20 protein-coding genes and 1 tRNA gene are annotated in these 22,839 nt (G+C 74.5%); 11 read left to right on the forward strand and 10 right to left on the reverse strand.

What is annotated here, in order from left to right:
* Positions 1 to 41: 41 nt before the first annotated feature.
* Both ACJX2R_RS21075 and ACJX2R_RS21080 read right to left on the reverse strand, forming a co-directional pair.
* The gene (locus tag ACJX2R_RS21075; protein WP_413101402.1) at positions 42 to 1,436 is read right to left on the reverse strand and encodes a sensor histidine kinase; all 1,395 of its coding nucleotides are present in this window, start codon (positions 1,434 to 1,436) and stop codon (positions 42 to 44) included.
* A complete protein-coding gene (locus ACJX2R_RS21080) occupies positions 1,433 to 2,146 on the reverse strand; it encodes a response regulator transcription factor (protein ID WP_413101403.1) in 714 nt (237 codons plus the stop codon). Before ACJX2R_RS21080 ends, ACJX2R_RS21075 begins: the two co-directional genes overlap by 4 nt.
* Before the next feature lie 42 nt (positions 2,147 to 2,188).
* Here ACJX2R_RS21080 and ACJX2R_RS21085 point away from each other — a divergent pair, with 42 nt between their 5' ends.
* Complete coding sequence (locus tag ACJX2R_RS21085; protein WP_413101404.1) at positions 2,189 to 2,773, forward strand: hypothetical protein; 585 nt, start codon at positions 2,189 to 2,191, stop codon at positions 2,771 to 2,773.
* Positions 2,774 to 2,940: 167 nt separating this feature from the next.
* On the opposite strand, the gene ACJX2R_RS21090 is transcribed toward ACJX2R_RS21085, so the two are convergent.
* Together ACJX2R_RS21090 and ACJX2R_RS21095 are read right to left on the reverse strand one after the other, a co-directional pair.
* Positions 2,941 to 3,831, reverse strand: coding sequence for a spermidine synthase (locus ACJX2R_RS21090; protein ID WP_413101405.1), 891 nt, complete (start codon positions 3,829 to 3,831; stop codon positions 2,941 to 2,943).
* 40 nt (positions 3,832 to 3,871) lie between these two features.
* Positions 3,872 to 4,444 carry a hypothetical protein gene (locus ACJX2R_RS21095; RefSeq protein ID WP_413101406.1) on the reverse strand — a complete coding sequence of 191 codons (573 nt, stop codon included), beginning with the start codon at positions 4,442 to 4,444 and terminating at the stop codon, positions 3,872 to 3,874.
* Between the two features lie 205 nt (positions 4,445 to 4,649).
* On the opposite strand from ACJX2R_RS21095, the gene ACJX2R_RS21100 reads away from it, so the two are divergent.
* Entirely contained in the window at positions 4,650 to 6,092 is a 1,443-nt protein-coding gene (locus tag ACJX2R_RS21100; protein ID WP_413101407.1) for a tetratricopeptide repeat protein, read from the forward strand.
* Between the two features lie 81 nt (positions 6,093 to 6,173).
* Here ACJX2R_RS21100 and ACJX2R_RS21105 read toward each other — a convergent pair whose 3' ends face one another.
* A complete protein-coding gene (locus tag ACJX2R_RS21105; protein WP_262699743.1) occupies positions 6,174 to 6,767 on the reverse strand; it encodes a histidine phosphatase family protein in 594 nt (197 codons plus the stop codon).
* A 309-nt stretch (positions 6,768 to 7,076) separates the two neighbouring features.
* Here ACJX2R_RS21105 and ACJX2R_RS21110 point away from each other — a divergent pair, with 309 nt between their 5' ends.
* From ACJX2R_RS21110 to ACJX2R_RS21140, 7 genes are all read left to right on the forward strand, one after another.
* A complete protein-coding gene (locus ACJX2R_RS21110) occupies positions 7,077 to 8,114 on the forward strand; it encodes a phosphatase PAP2 family protein (RefSeq protein ID WP_262699744.1) in 1,038 nt (345 codons plus the stop codon).
* A gap of 31 nt (positions 8,115 to 8,145) precedes the next feature.
* Positions 8,146 to 9,315 (forward strand): hypothetical protein, encoded by a 1,170-nt coding sequence (locus ACJX2R_RS21115; protein ID WP_413101408.1) that lies wholly within the window; start codon positions 8,146 to 8,148, stop codon positions 9,313 to 9,315.
* On the forward strand, positions 9,306 to 11,084 hold the full coding sequence (locus ACJX2R_RS21120; RefSeq protein WP_413101409.1) for a hypothetical protein: 1,779 nt from the start codon (positions 9,306 to 9,308) through the stop codon (positions 11,082 to 11,084). The genes ACJX2R_RS21115 and ACJX2R_RS21120 overlap by 10 nt, the downstream gene beginning before the upstream one ends.
* Positions 11,084 to 12,466 carry an AAA family ATPase gene (locus ACJX2R_RS21125; RefSeq protein WP_413105920.1) on the forward strand — a complete coding sequence of 461 codons (1,383 nt, stop codon included), beginning with the start codon at positions 11,084 to 11,086 and terminating at the stop codon, positions 12,464 to 12,466. The genes ACJX2R_RS21120 and ACJX2R_RS21125 overlap by 1 nt, the downstream gene beginning before the upstream one ends.
* A 247-nt stretch (positions 12,467 to 12,713) precedes the next feature.
* Positions 12,714 to 13,079: a hypothetical protein gene (locus tag ACJX2R_RS21130; RefSeq protein WP_020871076.1), complete on the forward strand. Its 366-nt coding sequence runs from the start codon at positions 12,714 to 12,716 to the stop codon at positions 13,077 to 13,079.
* 114 nt (positions 13,080 to 13,193) lie between these two features.
* The gene (locus tag ACJX2R_RS21135; protein ID WP_413101410.1) at positions 13,194 to 13,898 is read left to right on the forward strand and encodes a bifunctional DNA primase/polymerase; all 705 of its coding nucleotides are present in this window, start codon (positions 13,194 to 13,196) and stop codon (positions 13,896 to 13,898) included.
* A 56-nt stretch (positions 13,899 to 13,954) separates the two neighbouring features.
* A tRNA-Lys gene (locus tag ACJX2R_RS21140) sits at positions 13,955 to 14,028 on the forward strand.
* A gap of 78 nt (positions 14,029 to 14,106) precedes the next feature.
* Here the strand turns inward: ACJX2R_RS21140 and ACJX2R_RS21145 are convergent.
* From ACJX2R_RS21145 to ACJX2R_RS21165, 5 genes are all read right to left on the reverse strand, one after another.
* Positions 14,107 to 15,429 (reverse strand): nucleotide disphospho-sugar-binding domain-containing protein, encoded by a 1,323-nt coding sequence (locus ACJX2R_RS21145; protein WP_413101411.1) that lies wholly within the window; start codon positions 15,427 to 15,429, stop codon positions 14,107 to 14,109.
* Positions 15,430 to 15,519: 90 nt separating this feature from the next.
* Positions 15,520 to 16,413, reverse strand: a complete 894-nt coding sequence (locus tag ACJX2R_RS21150; RefSeq protein ID WP_413101412.1) for an SDR family NAD(P)-dependent oxidoreductase — start codon at positions 16,411 to 16,413, stop codon at positions 15,520 to 15,522.
* 103 nt (positions 16,414 to 16,516) lie between these two features.
* Positions 16,517 to 17,467: a GlxA family transcriptional regulator gene (locus ACJX2R_RS21155; protein WP_413101413.1), complete on the reverse strand. Its 951-nt coding sequence runs from the start codon at positions 17,465 to 17,467 to the stop codon at positions 16,517 to 16,519.
* 92 nt (positions 17,468 to 17,559) lie between these two features.
* Complete coding sequence (locus ACJX2R_RS21160; protein WP_413101414.1) at positions 17,560 to 18,795, reverse strand: FAD-dependent monooxygenase; 1,236 nt, start codon at positions 18,793 to 18,795, stop codon at positions 17,560 to 17,562.
* Positions 18,796 to 19,128: 333 nt separating this feature from the next.
* Positions 19,129 to 19,953: an AfsR/SARP family transcriptional regulator gene (locus ACJX2R_RS21165; protein ID WP_037953152.1), complete on the reverse strand. Its 825-nt coding sequence runs from the start codon at positions 19,951 to 19,953 to the stop codon at positions 19,129 to 19,131.
* Between the two features lie 183 nt (positions 19,954 to 20,136).
* Between ACJX2R_RS21165 and ACJX2R_RS21170 the strand changes: the two genes are divergently transcribed.
* Both ACJX2R_RS21170 and ACJX2R_RS21175 read left to right on the forward strand, forming a co-directional pair.
* Entirely contained in the window at positions 20,137 to 20,325 is a 189-nt protein-coding gene (locus ACJX2R_RS21170) for a hypothetical protein (RefSeq protein ID WP_413101415.1), read from the forward strand.
* 7 nt (positions 20,326 to 20,332) lie between these two features.
* Entirely contained in the window at positions 20,333 to 22,774 is a 2,442-nt protein-coding gene (locus tag ACJX2R_RS21175; RefSeq protein ID WP_413101416.1) for a TOMM precursor leader peptide-binding protein, read from the forward strand.
* Positions 22,775 to 22,839: the final 65 nt, after the last annotated feature.

Below are 22,839 nucleotides of genomic sequence, written 5' to 3' on the forward strand. Positions count from 1 at the left end.
CACGGATCTTATGGCTGTCTTAAGGAACCCATCGGCGGCGATTAATGCTCCGCGGGCTCCTTGGCCCTGCCGCGGCCCCGGGTCCCCTTCTTACGGCCGCGCCGCCGCTGCCCCGGGTCGGCGGACCCTGCGCCGTTCAGCGAGAGCCACACCCGTACCTCGGTGCCGCCCAGCACGGACCGCCCGATCCGCAGATCGCCGCCCGTGGACTCCGCGACCCGGCGCACGATGTCCAGGCCGAGGCCGGTCGAGCCGGGGCCGCCGTCGCCGTGGCCCCGGCGGAGCGCCGCGTCGGGATCGGCGATGCCGGGGCCCGCGTCCGAGACCAGGATGATCACGCTGTCCTCGCCGTTGTGGACGTCCACCGCGAGCGCCGTGCCCTCGGGCGTGTGCCGGAAGACATTGCCGAGCAGGGCGTCCAGCGCGGCGCCCAGTTCGGGGCGGGCGACCGGCACCCTTACGGTGCGGTCGACCCCGGCCAGTCGTACCGTACGGTCCTCGTCCTCGGCGAGCGCGGACCAGAACTCCATCCGGTCCCGGATCACCTCGGAGGCGTCACAGCCGGAGGGGGTGTGGGTCTTCTGCTGGCGCGCGGTGCGGATGATCTGGTCGACCTCGCCCTCCAACTGGGCGACGGCGGCGCGGGTCTGATCGGCCGCCGGTCCCTCGCCCAGCGAGGCGGCGTTGAGGCGCAGCACGGTGAGCGGGGTGCGGAGCCGGTGGGAGAGGTCGGCGGCCAGCTCGCGCTCGCCGGCCAGGAGCTGGACCACCTGGTCGGCCATGGAGTTGAACGCGGCGGCTGCCGCCCGCAGTTCGGCCGGGCCGTCCTCCGGGACGCGCACCCCGAGCTCGCCCCGGCCCAGTTCGTGGGCTGCCTCGGCGAGCCGTCCCGCGGGGCGCACCAGCCGGGTGCCGAGCCGGTCGGCGATGGCCACCGCGCCGACGATCAGCGCGAGGCCGACGCCCGCGAGCACCAGCCACGACGTGGTCACCCCGCTGGTGACCACGCCACGCGGGACATACACCTCCACCACCGCGACCTGACCGCTGCTCAGCGCGGTCGGCTGGAGCAGTGCGTAGCCCCCGGGGGCGCCGGACACCGAGGCGCGGCCGAGCCGCCGCGCGGTGGCCAGTTCGCCCTTGGGCGCACGGCTCTTGCCCAGGTCGTAGCCGCTCCCCCGCTCCCCCGGCTCATCGGGGACGTGCACCGCCATCCGACCGTCCCCGCCCGCCTGGGTGCTGGCGACCGCGCGCTGGAGCCGCGTCCGCTCGGTGGTGATGGCGAGCGCCGGGCCGATGGTGGCGGCCTGCCGCTCCGCGTCGGCGAACGCCCGGTCCCGGGCCAGCTCCTTGACGACGAGTCCGAGCGGTACGGCGAAGGCGACCACGACCATCGCCGTGACCGCCAGACAGACCTTGACCAGGGCCCATCTCACGTGTGCTCCGCGGGAGGCTCCAGTTTGACGCCGACCCCGCGCAGGGTGTGGAGATAGCGCGGCCGGGCGGCGGTCTCCCCCAGCTTGCGGCGCAGCCAGGAGAGATGGACGTCTATGGTCTGGTCGTCCCCGTACGCCTGCCGCCAGACCTCGGCGAGGAGCTCCCGGCGCGGCACCACGACGCCGGGCCGCCCGGCGAGATAGGCCAGCAGGTCGAATTCCCGCCGGGTCAGATCGAGCGTCATCCCGTCCAACTGGGCCTGGCGGCGCAGCGGATCGACGGCCAGCCCGCCGACCCGGAGCACCGCGGGGGGCGCCGCCGCACCGCCGGACTCCCCTGCCCCGCCCCCGCGCGTACGGCGCAGCACTGCGGTCATCCGGGCGGAGAGATGGGCCACGGAGAACGGTTTGACCAGGTAGTCGTCGGCGCCGTCGTTGAGTAACCGGACGATCTCACCCTCGTCGTCACGGGCGGTGGCCACGATGACCGGCACATCGGTGATGCCGCGCAGCATCTTGAGCGCCTCCGCCCCGTCCAGATCGGGCAGTCCGAGGTCCAGGATGACGACGTCGAATCCGATCTGCGCCACCTCGCGCAACGCCTCCAGGGCGGTGCCGACGCTGCGCACGGTATGGGACGCCTCGGTCAACTGCCGTATGAGGGCTGAGCGCACGAACTGGTCGTCCTCGACCACAAGCACACTTGCCATGAGCGGCACCGTACGCCATTCGGGTGAGGCAAGATGAGGAAGATGCAAAGAGGTCTGGTCCAATGTCTGGCCTGGGTGCTGGCGACCGGCGCCGCGGTCACGCTGTCGTGGTACGGCGTGCGGACGGTGCTGACCGGTACGGCCTACGACCCGCCGCGCGCGCTGCCGATCACGGAAGGCTCCGGGTCGGCGAACGGGGCCTTGTCCTCCTCCACGCATCGTCCCAAACCGCCGTCGCCGTCGGCCACTTCACCGTCCTCGTCGTCCTCGCGGTCCTCGCCCTCGCCGCCCGGGACGGACGCGGGGTCCGGCGGGGACAAGGCCGACGAGTCCGGTTCGGCCGGGCGCACCCGGAAGCCGACGCAGACGCCGTCCCGGCGGGAGCCGGCGCGGCCGGAGGAGAGCGGGGAAGTGCGCAGCTATCCGGCCAAGGGCGGCCGGGCGGTCTTCGACATCCGCGCGGCGTCGGCGGATCTGGTCTCGGCGACGCCGGACGGCGGATGGCAGATGCAGGTGTGGAAGCAGAGCGAGTGGATCCGGGTGGACTTCGTCTCCGGGGCGGACACCACCACGATCTTCTGCACTTGGCACGACGGCCCGCCCCAGGTCCGCATCGACGAGCACTAGGGCGGTCCGAGGAACCTTGGCGCCTGCGGCGGGCTGCTCCCCTACCCGCCCCTTCCACAGCATCGATATGCGGCTCCGCCGCGTGGCTGGGGCGGAGCCCCGGCGGGGTCGGGGGCGCAGCCCCCGGTTCGGGAAGGGGCGGGGAGGGGAAAAACCCGCCGGGACGGTCAGGTGAAGACGGCGGGCGGCGGGGCCGGGGAGGGGGCGGCGGTCGTGTCGGTGACCGGGGCCGCGCCACCGGTGAAGTCCGCGAGCGCGCGGCCGTGTTCGACCCGGGCCGGATGCGGATCGCTCGCGGCGCGGCGGGTGAGCTCGGCCAGCGGCAGCTCTCGGTCGGCGGCCAGCAGCACGGCGTTTCCGAAGCGGCGGCCGCGCAGCAGGGCGGGGTCGGCGGTCAGACACACCTCGGCGAACGCCGCGCGGGCGGTGGCGATCTGGGCCTTCAGATGGGCCAGCGGCGGGCCGTCGGCGAGATTCGCGGCGTACCACCCATCGGGGCGCAGGGCGCGGCGCACCTCGGCGAGGAACTCCGCGCTGGTGAGATGGGCGGGCGTACGGGCCCCGCTGAAGACATCCGCGATGATCAGATCCGCCCAGCCGTCGGGCACCTTGGCGAGCCCGGCCCGGGCGTCGGCGCCGCGCACCCGTATCCGGTCACCGGGGTCCAGCGGCAGCTCACGCCGGACGAACTGGACGAGCGGGGCGTCGATCTCGATGATCTGCTGGGTGGAGCGGGGGCGGGTGGCCGCTATATAGCGGGCGAGAGTGAAGGCGCCGCCGCCCAGGTGGACCGCGCGCAGCGGGCGGCCGGGAGGGGCTGCGAGATCGGCGACATGGCCGAATCGGCGCTGGTACTCGAAGTCCAGATACACGGGGTCGTCGAGGTCCACATGCGACTGCGGCTTGCCGTCGAGCAGCAGCGTCCAGCCGCGCGGCCGGTCCCGGTCCGGCACGAGCTCGGCGAGCCCCCCGTCGACGGATGCGGTGACCGGCTCGGGGCTGCGTCCCCGCGCCGCTCCGCGCCCGCGCGCGGCTCGCCTGTTCGTGCCTTTCGCCATGTGTCCCAGTATGGGGCCGACCACTGACAGCCCCCGGGACTCACTGGCAGCGGTCGACGGCCTCGATCGTGCGGGCCGCCTCACCGAGCGCGGCCCGGAGCTCGGCGGGGTCGGTGGCGACCGTGTACGCCGCGTCGGGCGGCACCAGCCAGCCGGTGCCGACGCCCGGCGGGGCCTCGTTCCCGGCCGCGTTCCCGGCCTCGTCTCCGGCCTCGTTCCCGGCCGCGCCGGATGCCGTGTCTCCGGGTTCGCTGTCTCCGGACGGGGTGTCCCCGGATTCACTGTCTCCGGATGAGGGATCTGCGGTTCGGGTGTCTCCGGCCTCGGCGGGGATGCCGGTGCCGGAGCCGATATTTATCCGGATCCCGCGTCCGGATGTCTGGGTGCACGCCGAGCCCGGCAGATCCCAGCCGTCCGCCGTGCCGGGCGGGACCAGGAAGCCGAGGGTGTCGCAGGCGTTGTCGTGCAGGACGGGTCCGAGGCCGTCGCACGCACGACGCAGGATGTCCACCGCCTCCAGCCCCTGGCGGGCGGGCACGGTGACGAGATCGCAGTCCTGGCGCTGGAGGTACTGGTGGTGCTGGGCAGTCGTCCGTGAGCGGCTGGTATCCACTCCGGCCTCCCTCTTCATCGGGTAGCACCTGGTTCAACGCGCGGCGGTGTCAACGGCTACGGCCGAATGCCGCCGTAAAGGATGGCAGTTCATGGCAGATCGTGGGCGAGACATCGCATTTGCCGGAAATCTCCGAGTGTCGTGGATCTCACAGCCGGTACGGTTCTCCCCCCGCCCACCTGGCATCACCAAGGGAGAGGCTCAGATGACGCCGCTTCCAGAGCCCCCGCCACCCCGGCCGAACACCGCGTTCCGCCGACTGCGCGGACAGCTCTCGCCCTCCGAGTTCGCGGCGTCCGTGCGCCGCGCCGCCCGTGAGATCGGCGAGCAGGTCTCCTGCGACGCCCGCTATATCGGCCGTGTCGAGTCGGGGGCGATCCGCTGCCCCAACTACGCGTACGAACGGGTCTTCCGCCATATGTTCCCCGGCCGCACCCTTACGGATCTCGGCTTCGCCTCCCGTGAGTCGGTGCGCGGCCACCAGGCGCGCGGCCCCGTGGGCCCTCCCGTGTCCGTACCCGCACCCGTCCCCCTCCCCGGCCCGCGCCCCGGGCCCTGCGAGCCCCACGGCAAGGGGCCCGTCGACGTCTTCGAGGAGAGCGAACTGCTGCGCCGCTCGTTCATGGCCGGTGGGGCGGCAGCCGCCGCCGTGGCCGCCGCCCCCCGGGCCGGGACGCCGCCCCGGCGGGCCGGGCGGCGGGTGGGCGAGGCCGAGGCCGCCGCCGTGGAGGAGGCCGTACGCCGGATCCGGGTGCTGGACGACCGGCACGGCGCCGACCCCCTCTACGCGCACACCGCCAAACCGCTGAGCGCCGCCTACGCGCTGCTCGACGCGGGCGGGTACAGCCGCTCGATCGCCGAGCGGCTCTTCGCGGGCGCGGGCGAACTGGCCATCTCGGTGGGCTGGCTGGCCCATGACTCCGGGCGGCTGTCCGACGCGCGGTCCCACTACGCCGAGGCCCTGGCCACCGCGCGGGTCTCCGGCGACGCCGCCCTGGAGGCGCACGCCTTCTGCAACACCGCCTTCCTCGCCCGCGACGCCGGACACCCCCGTGAGGCCGTAAGGGCGGCGCAGGCGGCCCAGCGGGTCGCCGAGCGGCTCGCCTCGCCACGGCTGCTGTCGCTGCTCGCGCTGCGCGAGGCCGGGGGGCTCGCCTGGCTGACCGACCGAGGCGGCTGTGAGCGGGCGCTGCTGCGCGCCCGGACGCTGTTCGAGCGCGGGCCCTGCGACGCCGACCCCGAGTGGATGAGCTTCTTCGGGGAGGCCGAGCTGGAGGGGCTGGAGGCACAGTGCTGGTCGGCGCTCGGCGACTGGAAGCGCGCCGTGGAGCACGCGCGGCGCGCGGTCGCCCTCCAGAACCCCCACTTCACCCGCAACATCGCGCTGTTCACCACGGAGCTGGCGAGCGATCTGGTGGCGGGCGGCGCGCCGGACGCGGCCGCCGCCTCGGCCGGCCGGGCGCTCGGCCTGCTGGACCAGGTGAAGTCGTCGCGGATCCGCCGGATGCTCGACGACACGGCCCGGATACTTCGTCCTTACGGTCGCGACGCGGCGGTCGCGGACTTCCTCGCCCGCTATGAGACGGCCGCCGCCCGCCCCGATCCGGCCACCCGCCCCGATCCGGTCGGCCTCACCGGCCCGGTCTGACGCCGGTCCGGCTCCTCGATCGGGATGGCTGGTGCAATGGCCGGTTCAGTGGCCGGTTCAGTGGCCGGTTCAGTGGCCGGTTCAGTCAAGGTGACCGGTGTCGTTCCAGCGCTCGATGGCGGGCTCGCCGTACGCCCAGCCGAGCACCGACAGGGACGTGGGATCGAGCCGGATACGGGCGGCGAAGGAGGCGTCATGGCCGAGCCAACGGGCACCCAGGGTCCGCAGGATGTGGCCGTGCGCGAAGACCAGCACATCGCGGTCGGCCGAGCGCGCCCACTCCACGACCTCGTCGGCCCGCGCCGCGATCGAGGCGATCGACTCCCCCTCAGCCACCCCGTCGCGCCAGATGAGCCAGTCCGGCCGGATGGCCTTGATCTCGGCGGGGGTCATCCCCTCGTACGCGCCGTAGTCCCACTCCAGGAGCGCGTCCCACTCCCGCGCCCGGTCGCCGAAGCCCGCCAGCGCGCAGGTCTCCTTCGCCCGCGCCAGCGGGCTGGTGCGCACCTCGACGTCCGGGAGGCCCGCCCAGGGGCCGTGGCGCAGCCGCTCGCCGAGCAGTTCGGCGCCGCGCCGCCCCTCGTCCAGCAGCGGGATGTCCGTACGGCCGGTGTGCTTCCCGGTCAGCGACCACCGCGTCTGTCCGTGCCGGGCCAGGAGGATGCGTGGGGCCATGGGGTAGTGCCTTCTTTCACCGGATCCGCACCGCCGCGCCGCCGTGCGCCGTTACACGTCGCTGCCTGCGGTTTCGTGCACATCACGGGACCGGCACATGGCCGATCACCATCCCTCCATCATCGCGCACGTGATCGGCAGGCAACCTCCGGGTCGCTCCTGGCGTCTTCCAGGCTGCGCGCGAGTCCGCCAGGGGGTCCCGACAGTGGGCGCGCTCGCGGATGGGGGCGGTGTGTAGGTCGCTTCGCCTGCACCGTACGGTTGACCGCGCGCCTTTTCCTGGCCGGCTGAATTTTGGAGAGCGTCCGAATGCCCTTTACCGTGCCCCGTGCCGGAGCAGCACAGGGCAGTCGGCCCCGATGGTGGACCGAACTGCCGCTCATAGCGGTGGTGTACGCCGCGTACTCGGCCGGTCGGCTCCTGGCCCGCGGCGATGTGTCCACCGCCGTCGATCACGGTCTGGCGATCCTCCATTTCGAACAGCGTCTGAACATCGACTTCGAGTCGCCGCTGAACGACCTCTTCACGAACAACGCCCTCATAGGCATACCGGCAGACTTCGCCTACGCCTCGCTGCACTACGTCCTCACCCCGGCCATCCTGATGTGGCTGTGGAAGCGCCGTAAGGCGTCGGACTACCGCTTTCTGCGCACCTGGCTGCTGGTCTCCACGGTCATCGGGCTCATCGGCTTCACACTGCTGCCGACGTGCCCGCCGCGGCTCCTGGACGCGAGCCACGGCTTCGTGGACACCATGGCGCAGTACGGCTCGTACGGCTGGTGGGGTGGCGACGCCAGCGCACCGCGCGGGCTCGGCGGGCTGACCAACCAGTACGCGGCGATGCCCAGCCTCCATGTGGGATGGGCGCTGTGGTGCGGCGTCGCCCTGTGGCGGCACGGGCGCTCGGTGTGGACCAAGGTCGGCGCGGTCGGCTATCCGCTGGTGATCACGCTCGTGGTGATGGGCACCGCCAACCACTACTTCCTGGACGCGGCCGCCGGCGTCGCCACCATGGGGCTCGGGGCGCTGCTGGCGGGCCCGGCGCTGCGGCTCACGGAGGCCCTGCGCAGCCGCCTCCGCCCGGCCGAGGAGGCCCCCGTCGAGGCCCCCGTCGGCTCCCGAAACGCGGGTGTGCCCGCGAATGTCGGTGACAAGTGCGAGACTTCGGCGCGTGAACGGGAACGGATCCCCCGACAGCAGGGCAGGGGCGCGGACAGGCAACGCACCGACGGTGCCGCGGACGACGGCGGCCGGGGAGCCGGTGCCGGTACCGGCGGCCGGGGCGCCACGGCCACGGACGGCGCGGCCTCCACGGCAGGCGACGGGGCTCCGGCAGCGGCTCGCTGAGCTGCGCGGCCCGGCCACCGCTCCCCGTCCGATGGACGCCCGAGCGCTGGCGGCGCTGGCCGCCAACCCGGGCTGCCGCCGCCGCGCGCTGCTGGACGGGGCCGGGGTCGACAAGGGCGCGCTGGCGCAGGCCCTGGGGGCTCCCGCGAACTTCGGGCAGTCGCAGTTCGCGCATCAGCGCGGCAACTCCTTCGAGGCCCGGGTCAAGGCCGACGGCGGCGCGGATCTGGTCCGGCTGCTGCACGAGCGGCTGCGCGACGGCTCGGAGCCGCCCGGCCCCGGCGCCGTCGCGACCCCTGATCTGACCGCGCCCGGGCCGCAGGGCCGCACCGCCCGTACGGCGCTCGCGCTGCGGGAGGCCACGGAGGCGGGGCGCTGGGCGCTGCTGGACCATCCGATGGTGAGCCTGGACGTCGCGGGCTCGCCCGCCTTCCTGGAGCCGGACGCGGTCGTGGTCCACCCCGACGGGTCGTGGACGGTCATCGAGATCAAGTCCTTCCCCATGGTGGACGGCTCCGCCGACCCGGCCAAGGTGGGCGCGGCCGCCCGGCAGTCGGCGGTCTACACGCTGGCGCTGGAGCGGGTGGCGTCGATGATCGGCGAGCCGGAGGAGGGCGGCGGAGCGGCGAACAGCGCGAACAGCGCGGACCGCGCTCCCGCGCGGGCCCGGGTGCGGCATCAGGTGCTGCTCGTCTGTCCCAAGGACTTCTCCAACCTGCCGACCGCCGAACTGGTCGACGTGCGCAAGCAGCTGGCGGTCACCCGGCGGCAGCTGGACCGGCTGACCCGGATCGAGGAGATCGCCGCCGCCCTCCCCGAGGGCACCACCTTCGACCTCCGGCTCACCGACGACGGCCGGATCCCGACCCGGCCGGTCGAGGAGCTGACGGCCGCCGTGGACGCGGTCGACGCGGCGTACGCGCCGGAGTGCCTGTCCACCTGTGAGCTGGCCGCCCACTGCCGGACGCGGTCCCGCGCGGCGGGACAGGTCGAGGCGCTGGGCCGTGGCGTCCGGGGCGAGCTGGGCGGGCTCACCACCGTGGACGCCGTCCTTACGGCCGCCATGAACGGCCCCGCCGACGAAGCGCCCACCGGTGACCCCGCCGTGGACGCCCTGCGCCGCGCGGCGGCCCTGCGCGCCGAGGCGCTCGCGTCCCGCCCCGAGCTCACGTCCCGCCCCGAGGCGGTGGCATGTCGCTGATCACCACCCTGGCCCGGATGGAGGCGGTCCGGGAGGGGCGGGCCCAGCCCCTGACCACCGTGCGCCACCGCCATCTGTCGGAGCGTCCACTGGCGTTCGTCCCGCTCACCACCGCCGGTGAGGCGGGGGCGCCGCTCGGGGCGCTGGTGGGCACCGACCGGGACGCGCCGCGGCTGCTGATCGTGGCCCAGCCGCGCGACCGCGACCTGAGGTTCGCGTTCCTCGCCGAGCTCGCCGAGGAGATCCAGCCGTATCTGGACTCGTACGCGGACGAGGTCGAACTGGAGGAGCGCAAGGAGACCGATCCGGAGACCGGTAAGAAGGTGCCGGTCCAGGTCGAGCTCTGTGCGGACGCGCCGCAGCTGCTGGTGCCCAGCGCGGCGGGCGTGGCGTTCGTCCGGCTGCTGGGCCGGTCGATGCGGTTCCGGCGGACCGCCGAGCAGGACCCGGAGACGCCCTTCCCGGCGCCCGCGCGGGTACCGCTGCTGGGGCGGTGGCTGACCCACTACGGGGAGCGGGCGCGGGTGCCCGGCTCCTGTCTGCTGCTGTCGCTCACCGAGCTGCTGAGCCGTCACTGGGCGACCGGACAGAGCAACCTGGAGGATCAGCACCTGGGCTCGCTGCTGGCCTGGATCGACCCCCCGGAGGGCGTACCGGGCGCGGAGGCGGCGCTGCGGGCGGAGTCGGAGCGGGACGAGGGCGGACAGCTGCGCTGCCCGCCCGCCGGCCCGGCCACCGACCCCGCCTTCGACAACAAGCTGCTGGCCCCGGCGATGTCCCGCTACGACGCGGCCCGTGCCGAGGCGTCACAGGGCGTGGCCGGGGGCGCGGCGCGGCTGCGGCTCGCCGAGGCGGAGCTGCGCGGGCTGATCGAGTCACAGCTGCGGCCCACCTGGGACGCGCTGTGGCGCGGGGTTGACCTGCTGCGCGCCCTCCCGGAGGGTGCGCGGGTGGCCGACCGCTGGAAGCGGGACCGCTGGTCCTACACCGGCCACCGGGACCGGGTCCGGGCCGGGGAACCGCCGCAGCCCAAGCTGGACGACGCGGTGACGGCGGCGCAGAAGCTCGCCGCGCGCGAGACCGCGCAGGCCCAGCTGGACGCCCATGAGGCGCTGGACGATCCGCTGGTCATGGCGGGGCGGCGGCTGGCCGGTGAGGCGTTCGCGGGCGAGGTGATCGATGTGGAGATGGCCTGGTCGGACGCCAAGGTGCCGCGCCCGCGCCCGCTGGTCACGATCCGCACCGAGGACCGTCCGCACCTGGCCGAGCGGGTCAAGCTGCACCGGGTCACGGCCGACGGCAGGGCCCAGAGCGGGGAGTTCGCCGGTCTCGCGGACCTGGACGGCGGCGAAGGGCCCGACGGGGCCGACGATGCCCACGAGGCCGACGGTGCCCACGAGGCCGACGATGCCCACGAGGCCGACGATGCCCACGGGGCCGATGTCGTGGACGGCCCGGGCGATACGGGCGGCCTGGACGATACGGATGCCCTGGGCGGTACGGACGGCCAGCGCGACACCGACGGCCCCGGCCGTGCGCTGGTGGTGCGGCTGACCGGCGGCATGGGCCGGGGCAAGCAGCCCGAGCCGGGCACGGTGCCCGAGAAGGGCGACCGGGTGTGCTGGACGCTGTTCGAGCACGCCCCGCGCGGCGGCCCCGAGCTGCCCGACGCGGAGAGCACCCCATGGACCCACGGCGGCCCGCCGGACGCCGCCGCCCCGGCCCAGGGCCCCCAGCCCGACCCGATGACCGAGGAGGACTATCTGTGATCGGCGCGGACCCGGCCGCCGCCGCGGCCCACCCGGGCCGTGCCCGCGCGGGCGAGCCGTTCGACCCATCGGCCGCCGCGGCGCGCGCCACCGAGGCGATCCTGCACGACACGCTGCACGGAGCGGACCGCGGCGTCGTCGTGGACTCCCCGCCCGGTGCGGGCAAGTCGACGCTGGTGGTGCGGGCGGCGCGGGAACTGGCCGCCGCCGGGCGGCCGCTGATGGTCGTCGCACAGACCAACGCCCAGGTGGACGACCTGGTGGACCGGCTGGCCACGGCGGACCCCGACCTTCCGGTGGGGCGGCTGCACAGCAGCGATCCGCATCCGTACGACCCGGTGCTCGACGGTCATGAGTCGGTCCGCGCCTCCGCGAAGATCGCCGACCTCGCCGGGCTCGACATCGTGGTCTCCACGGCCGCGAAGTGGGCGCACATCAAACACGTCGAGCCGTGGCGGCACGCGATCGTGGACGAGGCGTACCAGATGCGCTCCGACGCGCTGCTGGCGGTCGCCGGGCTGTTCGAGCGGGCGCTGTTCGTGGGCGACCCCGGCCAGCTGGACCCGTTCAGCGTGGTGGGTGCCGACCAGTGGGCGGGGCTTTCGTACGACCCGTCGGCGAGCGCGGTCACCACCCTGCTCGCCCACAATCCGCGGCTTCCGCAGCACCGGCTGCCGGTCTCCTGGCGGCTCCCGGCCTCGGCCGCGCCGCTGGTCTCGCACGCGTTCTACCCGTACACCCCCTTCCGCAGCGGCACCGGCCACGGCGAGCGGCGGCTGAGCTTCGGGGTGGCCTCCGACGGCTCGGGGCCCGACCGGGTGCTGGACGAGGCCGCCGCGTCCGGCTGGGGGCTGCTGGAGCTGCCCGCCCGGCGCACCCCGCGTACCGACCCGGAGGCGGTGGCGGCCGTGGCCCAGGTGGTGCGGCGGCTGCTGGACCGGGGCGCGGTGGCGGTCAGCGAGCGGTCCGACGAGCCGCAGCCGGTCGCGGCGGACCGGATCGCGGTGGGCACGGCGCACCGGGACCAGGCGGCGGCGGTCCGGGCGGCGCTGGCGGGACTCGGGGTCTCCGGCGTCACCGTCGACACCGCCAATCGCCTCCAAGGGCGTGAGTTCGACGTCACGGTCGTGCTCCACCCGCTGTCGGGGCGGCCGGACGCCACGGCCTTCCACCTGGAGACGGGGCGGCTGTGCGTGCTGGCGTCGCGGCACCGGCAGGCGTGCGTGGTGGTGTGCCGGGCGGGGGTGGCCGAGCTGCTGGACGAGCACCCGTCCACGGAGCCGGTGCAGCTGGGCGTCACGGTGAAGTTCCCGGACGGCTGGGAGGCCAATCACGCGGTGCTGGCGCACCTGTCGGAGCACCGGGTGGCATGGCGACCGTAAGAGCGTGAGAGCGTGACTCGGGCGACCGTAAGGGCGTGTCGCCGAGGGCCGTAAGGGCGGCGCGCTCCCGGTGGCCGCACGGTGCGTCACTGGGGCGAGAGGTGCGGCCATGGTTCAGGGGGCGGTGGGGTGGGGAGAGACCCCAGGTCGGCGGCGTACGGCGGGGGCGCCCTTGCCCTACGCGCGACAATGGAGACAACAAGACCCGCGAACTGTACGTGTCTCACGAGCCAGGAGGAGAGATCACATGCCCGAGCCGGATTCGGCTCACGGCCGGCACGGCTCCGCGCCCCGGCGGCTGAAGCCCGCGCCCCTGCTCTTCGAACCGGCCGCCGCCGCGTCGGACGAGGCGCACTTCTTCGACCTGGAGTCGATCGAAGACCCGCGTGAGCTGCTGTCCCGCTCGACGGAGCTGGTGCTGGCGTTCCGCGCGGCGACGGACCGGGCCATGGAGTTCCAGGCGATGGCGGCCGCGCAGCTCGCCGACCCGAGGCGGTTCGATCGGCTGACCCCCGCCGTGATCGCCGAGCGTGCCGAGTGGACCGAGGACTACGCCAAGAAGATGGTCGAATTCGGTCGTGAGCTGATGCGGGGCGGCGAGGTGCTGGACTGACGGCAGGCGTGAGCCCGGGGCATATGCGGGCGGAAGGTACCCGATACCGCCGTCCGATGTCCCGGTTTCGTCTCATCTCTCTACACCGTCATCGCTGACGGTAAAGGTGGAAACATGAGCAGATCGCCGCAGGACTCACTTCACACCGCCGCCTTCGTCACCCCGGCAGGCGCGGACTGGCTCGCCTCGGCCAGCGCCTCCCCGCGCGGTGTGCAGGCCCTGTGGGCCACTGCCCCGACCGCCCCGGTGACGCTGCCGTGCGGCACGGCGTTCGACGTGATCAGCATGGACGCGCTCTTCGGCCGCCGGGTGGTCGGCCGGTTATGGACCGACGGCCCCGGCACCGGACCGGTCGCGGCCCAGGGCGGCCGGGTCATGCTCTTCGCCACCCCGGGGACCGCCCAGCGGCTGCCCGCGCTGCTCGGCTGGGAGGAGTGGGGCGCGGCCGCTCCCCCGCTGCTCTGCTACGGCCGGGGCGACGCGGTGACCGTGCCGCCACTGTTCCCGCCGGACCCCGGGCCACAGGAGGCGGCGCCCCTTGAGGGCGATCCCCTGGAGGGCGATCCCCGTCTGGAGTGCGATCCCCCGGAGGCCGACGCCGGGAAGCCCGGTGCCCCGGAGTCCCGGGGCCCGGAGTCCGGAACCCGGGAGTCCGCCCCGATGCCGTCGCCGCGCTGGCTGGTCGCGCCCGATGTCCGCAGCCCCTGGCTGCCCGGCCCCGAGGTGCTGCTGTGGGCCTGTGTGAGGGCCGCCCGCACCGCCGGTGGTGATCTTGCCAGCACGGCTGTGACCAGCGCGCCCGCCGCCTTTCCGGGCTGAAACTTATCGATTTTCACTCCGTGGCGTCCGGGTGCTAAGGTCTCCTACGTCAGCAGGCGCCGCTAGCTCAGTTGGTTAGAGCAGCTGACTCTTAATCAGCGGGTCCGGGGTTCGAGTCCCTGGCGGCGCACAGACAGCGAAAGGCCTCTCACTTCGGTGGGGGGCCTTTCGCGTGGTCCTACGACACGGCTCGCGCGTGACGGCGAACTCACACCGCCGGGCCAGCGAGCCGGGTGACCGCCCGCACCGCCTTGTCCGGGCCGGGCATCGCGAGCGCCTCCCGGCGCAGGGCGTGCGCCGCCGCGGCGTACGAGGGCTGCTCCAGCAGCGCGAACAGATCCAGGGCCAGCCGGGCGCCCGCCGCCCGCGCCCCGGGCCGGGCGGCGTCGAGGGCGTCGGCGGGCAGATACATCCCGGCGCCCGCCCGGGCCAGCCGCGCCCCGTTCAGCTGGTGCTCCAGGCGGGGCGCGACGACCAGCTGCGGCACCCCGGCCATGGCTGCGGCCAGCACCGCCGCGCCTCCGCCCTGGTGGAGCAGCGCCCGGCAGCCCGGCAGCACCCGGTGCAGCGGTCCGGCGGGCGGCCGTCCCTCGGCGGCGCTTCCGACCCGGACGACCTCCACACCCCGCGCCTCGGCGGCCCACAGCGCGGCCCGTACGGCGTCCGGCGGGCCACCGGCGTCATCCCACGCCGCGCACACCCGCACCGGCCCGGAACGCCCGGGGCCGCCGCCCGGGCCGCGCCGCCCGTTCGACGCGGCGGTGTGGCGCCCGGGATGCCCGGGATGCCCGGGGTGTCCGGGGCGCACGGAGTGCCCGGGATGTTCGTGGCGCACGGGGTGCGTCCCGGCCCGGCGGGCCTCGTACGGCGACGGCGTCTCATCGGGCGACGTCCCGTCGTACGGCACGAAGCGCACCGGCAGCCGCCGCGCCCGTGAGGGCAGCGCGAGGCTCGGCGGGCAGGGGTCGAGCCACAGGTCGGGCTCGCGCGCCGGATCGGCGCCGTAACGCCGCATCAGCCGGGCGTAGCCGGGCAGCGGCGGGCCTTCGAGCCGCTGCCGGTCCAGCCGCAGGACGGCCGCGCTCCCCCACAGCTGGCCGACCGCGGGCACGCCCAGCGCCCCCGCGGCCACCGTGCCCGCGTACGCGCCCGCGTCGTGCACCACCAGCTCCGGCTGCCAGCAGCGGGCGAAGGCCACCAGGCCCTGGGCCATCGCCTCGGCGATGCGCACCTGCCGGTCGCCGCACGCGCGCAGCGCGCCGTGCTGCTCCGGGGTGAGCGCGGCGGGCCGCACCGGCCAGTCCGTGGGCCAGATCCCGCGCGGGCGGCGCACCACGTCCGGCGCTCTGACCACCGCCAGGGGCAGGGCGCCGATCTGCACCGGCACCAGGCCGGTGCGGGCGACGGCCGCCGCGCATTCGGACGGCACCGCGACCCGGACCTGGTGCCCGGCCTCGAGCAGGGCGCGGGCCAGCGGCACCAGGGGGACGAGATGGGCGCCCGAGGCCCAGGTCGTGAACAGGACGCGCACGGTCACCTCCCGCAGAGGTCGAGACGACCGGACCGACCCGTCCGGCCGATGGACATGACACCGGGCCGACCCCTCGCGCCCCCGGCGGGCTCAGCGGCGCCCCGCGAGCGTCAGCGTCTCGCCGGTGATCGCGCCGTTTGCCGCCGAGCACAGGAAGACGAGAGCGCGGGCGATGTCCTCGGGGGTGGCCGTGGGGCCCTCAGGGACGGTGCGGCTCTCGGGCGTCGTGGGGCCCTCGGACGTGCTGGGGTCCTCAGGGACGGTGCGCCCCTCGGAGGTCCTGGAGCCCTGGGACGCGGTGGGGCCCTCGGGCGCGATAGGGCCCTCGCAGGTGGTGAAACTCGCGGTAGCGGTGGGCGGCCGGTCGGGCGGGGTCCATGGCCGGTCGGGCGGGGCGGGCCCGGGGCATACGGCGTTGATCAGCACGCCATCCCCGCCCACCTCGCCCACCAGTCCGCGGACCAGACCTCGCAGCCCGGCCCGCGCCACCTCGTGGAACTCCCCGCCCGGGTCGCCCTCCGGCGCATGCGGCGGGGCCACCAGCGCGATCCGGCCCCAGCCGCGCTTGCGCATCCCGGCGACGGCCCACTGGACGGTGCGGATCGCGGGCGGGAACGCGTCGGCGACGAGCGGCCGCCAGTGCTCCTCCGGGACGTCCTCGAACCGGGCGTGCGGCTCACGCCGCGCGCCCCTGCGCCGGGCGGCCGCCACCAGTACGTCGAGCCCGCCCCAGTGCTCCTCCACGGCGGCCACGACCCAGCGCGGCGACGCGGCGTCGTCCAGGGCGTACGGCACGGCGAAGGCCCTGCCCCGGTCCGGTCCGGACAGCTCGACGGCCAGCGCCTCGGCGGTCTCGCGGCGGTGCCGGAAGGCGAGCGCGACCCGGGCGCCCTGCGCCGCGAAGGCGCGTGCGGCGGCGCTGCCGATGGCCCCGGTGGCCCCGGTGACCAGGACCGTGCGCCCCTCCAGGCCGAGGTCCAACATGGGCGCTCCTCGCGGTCGTTCCCACTGAGAAGGCCATGGTCGCCGCCGTGACTCGAGCCTGCCTCGACCCGCGCCCGACCCCGTACGGGGCCTCGCTCGGCGGCTATCCGGCGTTCCGCTGGAAGGCGGAGCGATAGCTGTGCGGGCTGGTGCCGACGACGCGCTTGAAGCGGTCCCGGAAGGAGGTGGGCGAGCCGAACCCCACCTGGGAGGCGATGCGCTCGACGGGGTGGGTGGTGGCCTCCAGCAGATACTGCGCCTGGCGGATCCGGGCGCGGTGCAGCCACTGCAACGGGGTGGTCCCGGTGTGCTCACGGAACCGGCGGTTGAGGGTGCGGGTGCTCATGCCGACATGGGCGGCGATCTCATTGAGGGTGAGATCCCGTCCGGCGTTGTCCTCCATCCACCGCAGCAGGGGTTCGAACAGCGATCCGCGCGGCACGGGTGGCTGGTCATGGACGATGAACTGGGCCTGCCCGCCCTCCCGTTCCAGGGGCATCACGGACAGCCGGGCGGCGTCGGCGGCCACGGCGGAGCCATGGTCGCGCCGGATGATGTGCAGACACAGATCGAGCCCGGCCGCGGCGCCCGCCGAGGTGAGGAACTGGCCGTTGTCCACATAGAGCACATCCGGGTCGACCTGGATCTTCGGATGGAGCTCGGCGAGCAGCGCGCCGCCGAGCCAGTGGGTGGTGGCGCGCAGCCCGTCGAGCAGCCCGGTGGCGGCGAGGATGAAGGCCCCGGAGCAGATCGAGGCGATACGGGTGCCCCGCCCAGCCGCATCCCGCAGCGCCTCGATCACCTCGTCGGGGAGCGGGAGCAGGGGGTCGGCGCGGCCGGGCACGACGATGGTGTCGGCCTCGGCGAGCGCCTCGAGCCCGTACGGGGCCTGGAGGGCGAATACCCCGGCGTCGATGGCGGGGGCGGGGGCACAGACCCGGACCCGGTAGGGCTCACGGCCGTCCGGCAGCCGGGTGCGGGTGAACACCTCGATCGGCGTGGCCAGATCGAATGCGATGACCTGGTCCAGCGCCAGGATCACGACAGTGTGCATGGCCTCAACCTAGGCCGTACGGGGTATGGCGCCAATGCCGGGGTGGCGAGAAGCCGGTGCGGAGATGGTTTCCAGCCATCGCGCTCGGAGTGTCATATGCGGCCGCACACCCCGGCGTCGGCGATACGGATCGAGGGGTTGCCGTAGGCCATGCGCTGGAGGATCTTGCGATAGAGCGGCGTACGACGCAGCGCCCGCGCAAGGCGGGGGCGCACCCGGGTGGTGAACGCGCCCTGCGAGAGGATCGCCCGGCTCTGGAGGGTCCGCATCCGCGTCACCGCCGCGATATCGGGCCCGCGCCGCCGCTCGAACTCCGCCAGCCGCTCGGCGCTGGTGTCGCCCTCGGCCAGGGCACGGGCCAACAGGGGGTGCAGCACCACCGCGTCCTGCACGGCGAGGTTGATGCCCTGGGCGCCGATCGGGCTGTGGGTGTGGGCGGCGTCGCCGATCAGCACCAGCCCGTCGGCCACCCAGCGCTCGGCGCGTGCGGAGAAGACATCGAGCACACCGAGGTCGGCGGGGCCGCGGATCTGATCGCGGATCAGCGTGGCGTACCGCGGCACGGCACGCACCAGCCGCTCCTTGACGTGATCGAGGCCGAGGGCGGCGATATGGCCGTAGCGCCGGTGCGGCAGGGTCCAGCCGATCTGGATCCGGTTCGGCCAGGAGCCGTAGACCAGCACCGGGCCGCCGCCGGTGCGGTACACCCGCACATCGCGGACCGGCGGCTCTTCCGGGGGCGTGATGAGGCTGCACCACAGCACATCCTGGGCGAACGCGTCGGCGCGGCCCGCCCCGATGCCCGCCAGCCGCCGGACCCGCGAGAACCGGCCGTCCGCGCCGACCACGACCCGGGCCCGTACGGCACAGCGGCCCGGCGGGCCCTCGGCGACGACCCCGGCGATCCGCCCCTCCCGCCGCAGCAGCGCCCCGGCCCGCCGTCCGGGCAGATAGCGGAAGCCGGACGAGCGGCGGCAGCGGGCGAGGAGCTCGTCCAGCAGATGAGGGCGCGGCACGCTCAACAGATGGTCGTACGGGACCGGAAGCAGCCGGTAGTCGGCCTCCAGCAGCACCCGCTCGCCCTCGATCACCAGAAACCGGTGGTGCTCATGGGCGCCGCGGGCACGGGCGCCGGCGAGCACATCGAGCGCGTCCAACAGCTCCATCGCGCCGGGCTGGAGTATTTCGCCGCGGACCACGCGCTGATGCGCGCGGGCGCACTCCACCACGGTCACCCGAGCCCCCGACCGCAGCATCAACAGCGCCAGCACCAGACCGGCCGGGCCGCCCCCGACCACGCACACATCGGTGTCGATCTCGCGCATCATCGCGCCTCCTGCTGGTCGGGCTCAGGGTCCAGGGCTTCAGGCCATGGGCATCGGGCATCGGGCGCCTGTGACAGCCCCTGGACGCGCTACGGCTCCGCTTGCCCGCGCGGGGGGATCGGGCAGCGGAGCCGTAGCAGGCCCGGCTGAAGGGCGGCGCCGGGCGTATTTGGGGGGGATGGTTCGCCGGACGGGGACGGCTGGTACGGGACCTACGGGACTCCGGACGAGGACGGGGCGGTAACGGGGTCTCGGGGAGCTCGGGGATCTGCTCTGCGGGGGCTATGGGCGGGGGCTGTCGGCTGTCGGCTGGGGGCTGGGGGCCGGGGGTCGGGGCTATGCGGCGAACAGATCGAGCACCGGGCGGCGCCAGTGGCCGTCCAGGTCCAGATCGAGCGCCGGGTCGGAGGCGAGCACCGCCTGCTGGAGCTTCTGAAGCCGCGGCGACGGCTCCAGCCCGAGGTCCTCGACCAGTCTGGCGCGCAGCCCCTGGTAGACCTCCAGCGCCTGCCAGGGGCGGCCCGCGCGGTAGAGCGCGGCCATGCACTGGGCGTGCAGCCCCTCGTGCAGCGGATGACGGGCGGTCAGCTCGGTGAGCTCCGTGAGCAACTCGGCATGGCGCCCCAGCCGCAGATCGGCCTCGATACGGCGCTCCAGGACGCCGAGCCGGCTCTCCTCCAGACGGGCCAGCTCGATCTCCAGGACCGGCCCGACCTTCACATCCACCAGCGCGGGGCCGCGCCAGACGGCCAGCGCCTCGCGCAGCAGCAGGGACGCCTGCACATCGTCCCCGGCGTCCAGCGCGTCCCGCCCCGCTGCCACCAGCCGGTCGTACTCATGGATGTCCACCGCGCCCGGCTGGGCCTCCAGCACATATCCGCCGTACCGCGTGGCGAGCACGTCCTTGGAAGCCTGCGGGGCCTGTGGGCCATAGGCCGCGGCCAGCCTGCGGCGCAGCTGAAGGATGTAGGTCTGCAAAGTGGTGAGCGCGCTGCGCGGCATCTGCGTGCCCCAGATTTCCTCCATAAGAGTGGGCACCGGGAGCATCTGGTTGGCGTAGACGGAAAGCAGTGCAAGGATCTGGCGCGGCTTGCCCGCGCTGGGCACGATCGACTGACCGCACGCCTCGACGCTCAGCGGCCCCAACACCTTGATGTCCATGGTCGTGTACCTCCGTCAACGGTCCGTCAAGTGCCTCCTGGCCGCGCGGCCCTGCCACCGAGGCATCTAAGAGCCTCGCTTGTGGGCGGCCTGTGCGGCCAGTGCCGGAGTAACGAGCTCGATATGAGTTCCAGAGCCTCGCACCATGACAAATTCACACCCTCGGCGATGAGAGAGTCCGCGATGACCGATACGCCCGTCCCACATGAGCCCACGAGCCCCGCCGCCCTGGCTCATCCCGCCGAGAACACCGAGGTCACCGGGGGCGCCAGGACCGCCGAGGACGACGACCTGGTCATCGAGGACCTCTCCGACACCGCCTGGCCCATCCCCGCGCCCGGCATCTGCATCTGCACCGTCGGCGCCGAATGACCGGGCCATGACCGGCGAACTGGGCTTCACACCACATCTGCGGGTCGAGCCGGTGCCCGGCGAGGCCGTCTACCTCGTCTCCGAGCACGGGGTCACGGCGCTGCACGGGCGGGCGATCGCCGCGCTGGCGCCGCTGCTCGACGGGTCGCGGGACCTCGCCCACATCCTCACCGAGGCCGCAGCGCCCGGCCGCGCCGCAGGACCGCCCGGCGCGGTTCCGGCCGGGCAGGCCGAGCGCGTCATCGCCCGTCTCCGCGCGGCCGGGCTGGTCTCCGAGCGGGAGCGCGCCTGGAGCCCCGAGGAGGCGTACTGGGAGCTGGCGGGGCTGGGCACGGGCGGCTCCACCCCGGCCCCCACGCCCGCGTCCGCCCGCCCCGCCGTGGCCCCGCTGGCGCTCGGCTCGACCGACCCGGACGAGGTGGTCCGGGCGCTGCGCGTCGCGGGGCTGAGGACCGTGGACGGCGAGACCGCGTACCCGAGGTCCGTGAACGCGGAGGCGGCGGAAGGCGATCCGACGGCCCCGGGAGCCAATAGCCCTCGGCGGGAGATATGTCAAATCGCCTTCCGTCAACATGACGCCGCAGAACTCACCCTTGTGGCGTGCGATGACTACCTCGATCCCCGGCTCGCCGCCGTGGACGCCGCGCACCGCGCCGCCGGCCGTCGCTGGCTGCCCGTCAAACCGGTGGGCACTCAGGCGTGGCTGGGCCCGTTCCTCGGCGCCCCCGACGATCCGTGCTGGGTCTGTCTGGCCGACCGGCTGTGGCGCGGACGGCAGGCCGAGGCGTATCTCCAGCGCCGCCTCGGCCGCCCCGGACCGGTGCCGCGGCCGCCCGCCGCCCTGCCCGCGAGCCGCGCCGCCGCGCTCCAGCTCGCCGCCCTGGAGGCCGCCAAGTGGCTGGCCGGGTACCGGCACCCGGGCCAGCGGGAGCTGCGCACCCTGGACAGCCTCACCGCCACCGTGGACCGCCATCCGCTCTCCCGACGCCCGCAGTGCGCCGGCTGCGGCGATCCGGCGCTTGTCGCGGCCCGGATACGGGCGCCCCTGTCGCTGCCCTCACCACGGGAGTCACGGGAGTCACGGGAGTCACGAGAGCCGCAGGAGCCGCAGGAGTCACAGGAGCCGCTGACCGAGACCGGTACCGCCACCGACACCGCCGACACCTCCCCGCGCGGGATCATGGAGCGCTACGGACATCTGGTGGACCCCGTCACCGGGCTGGTCACCGAGATCCGGCGCGACCCCCGCGGCCCCGCCGTCCTCAACTGCTTCCACGCCCGCCACCCTTCGTACGCCGGGGCGGGCCCCCACAGCGGCCTGGACGCCGTAAGGGCCGGCCTGCGGGCCGCCGCCCACGGTAAGGGCCGCACGGCCGAACAGGCGCGGGCGAGCGCGCTGTGCGAGGCCCTGGAGCACTACAGCGGCCACTTCCAGGGGGACGAACCGCGTCAGCGCGCCCGCTACCGCGATCTGCGCCCTGAGGACGCGGTGCACCCGGACACCGTCCAGCTCTTCGACCCGCGCCAGTTCCGGGACGACGCCCTCCCCGCGCGCCACCGCGTCCAGGATCCGTTCGACGAGGGCGCGGAGCTGGACTGGACCCCGGTGTGGTCGCTCACCGCCGAGCGCCACCGGCTGCTGCCCACCGCGCTGCTGTACTACGGCGCCCCGCAGCCCCCGGGCCACCGCTGCTGCCGGGCGGACTCCAACGGCGCGGCGGCGGGCGGCACCCTGGCCGACGCCGTCGTACGGGGCTTCCTGGAGCTCGTGGAGCGGGACGCGGTCGCCCTGTGGTGGTACAACCGCACCCGGCAGCCCGCCGTGGCCCTGGACGCCTACGACGACCCCTGGCTGGCCGAAGTGCGCGCCGCCCACCGGGGCGTGCGGCGCGAGGTGTGGGCCCTGGACCTCACCACGGACTTCGGCATCCCGGTGGTCGCCGCGCTCTCCCGGCGCCTCGACAAGCCCGCGGAGGACATCACCTTCGGCTTCGGCGCCCACTTCGACCGGCACACCGCGCTGTGCCACGCCTTCGCCGAGCTGAACCAGATGCTTCCGGCGGTGGTCGAGGCCCGTGCCGACGGCGGGGGTTACGGCGCCACCGAGCCCGAGGCGCTGCGCTGGTTCCGTACCGCGGTCCTCGCAGACCACCCGTATCTGACCCCCGATCCGGCCGCCCTGCCGCCCCCGGGGACAGCCGGCCTCCCGGAGGGCGGTGCGCTGGCCGCCGTAAGGGAGTTGGTGCGCGGGCGCGGGATGGAACTGCTGGTGCTGGACCAGACCCGGCCGGATGTGGGGCTGCCGGTGGCCAAGGTGCTGGTGCCCGGAATGCGCCCGCACTGGGCCCGGTTCGCGCCCGGCCGGCTCTTCGACGCCCCCGTGGCGCTCGGCCGGCTGCCGGGGCCCACGCCCTACGCGGACCTCAACCCGATTCCGTTTTTCCTGTGATCCCCCGTGATATCCGGTAACTCTGCGTACACCATGAGCCTTCCACAGGGCCTCTCCACCCCGGG

The organism is Streptomyces sp. Inha503 (genome assembly GCF_047215865.1).
GTDB lineage: Bacteria > Actinomycetota > Actinomycetes > Streptomycetales > Streptomycetaceae > Streptomyces > Streptomyces lycopersici.

Bases quoted from the DNA above. Each gene is read 5' to 3' on its own strand.
- ACJX2R_RS21160 (WP_413101414.1), bottom strand. From the start codon at position 18,795: ATGATGCGCGAGATCGACACCGATGTGTGCGTGGTCGGGGGCGGCCCG.
- ACJX2R_RS21105 (WP_262699743.1), bottom strand. From the start codon at position 6,767: ATGGCCCCACGCATCCTCCTGGCCCGGCACGGACAGACGCGGTGGTCG.
- ACJX2R_RS21135 (WP_413101410.1), top strand. From the start codon at position 13,194: ATGAGCAGATCGCCGCAGGACTCACTTCACACCGCCGCCTTCGTCACC.
- ACJX2R_RS21155 (WP_413101413.1), bottom strand. From the start codon at position 17,467: ATGCACACTGTCGTGATCCTGGCGCTGGACCAGGTCATCGCATTCGAT.
- ACJX2R_RS21110 (WP_262699744.1), top strand. From the start codon at position 7,077: ATGCCCTTTACCGTGCCCCGTGCCGGAGCAGCACAGGGCAGTCGGCCC.
- ACJX2R_RS21100 (WP_413101407.1), top strand. From the start codon at position 4,650: ATGACGCCGCTTCCAGAGCCCCCGCCACCCCGGCCGAACACCGCGTTC.
- ACJX2R_RS21130 (WP_020871076.1), top strand. From the start codon at position 12,714: ATGCCCGAGCCGGATTCGGCTCACGGCCGGCACGGCTCCGCGCCCCGG.
- ACJX2R_RS21080 (WP_413101403.1), bottom strand. From the start codon at position 2,146: ATGGCAAGTGTGCTTGTGGTCGAGGACGACCAGTTCGTGCGCTCAGCC.
- ACJX2R_RS21170 (WP_413101415.1), top strand. From the start codon at position 20,137: ATGACCGATACGCCCGTCCCACATGAGCCCACGAGCCCCGCCGCCCTG.
- ACJX2R_RS21150 (WP_413101412.1), bottom strand. From the start codon at position 16,413: ATGTTGGACCTCGGCCTGGAGGGGCGCACGGTCCTGGTCACCGGGGCC.
- ACJX2R_RS21115 (WP_413101408.1), top strand. From the start codon at position 8,146: ATGGACGCCCGAGCGCTGGCGGCGCTGGCCGCCAACCCGGGCTGCCGC.
- ACJX2R_RS21165 (WP_037953152.1), bottom strand. From the start codon at position 19,953: ATGGACATCAAGGTGTTGGGGCCGCTGAGCGTCGAGGCGTGCGGTCAG.
- ACJX2R_RS21085 (WP_413101404.1), top strand. From the start codon at position 2,189: ATGCAAAGAGGTCTGGTCCAATGTCTGGCCTGGGTGCTGGCGACCGGC.
- ACJX2R_RS21120 (WP_413101409.1), top strand. From the start codon at position 9,306: ATGTCGCTGATCACCACCCTGGCCCGGATGGAGGCGGTCCGGGAGGGG.
- ACJX2R_RS21090 (WP_413101405.1), bottom strand. From the start codon at position 3,831: ATGGCGAAAGGCACGAACAGGCGAGCCGCGCGCGGGCGCGGAGCGGCG.
- ACJX2R_RS21175 (WP_413101416.1), top strand. From the start codon at position 20,333: ATGACCGGCGAACTGGGCTTCACACCACATCTGCGGGTCGAGCCGGTG.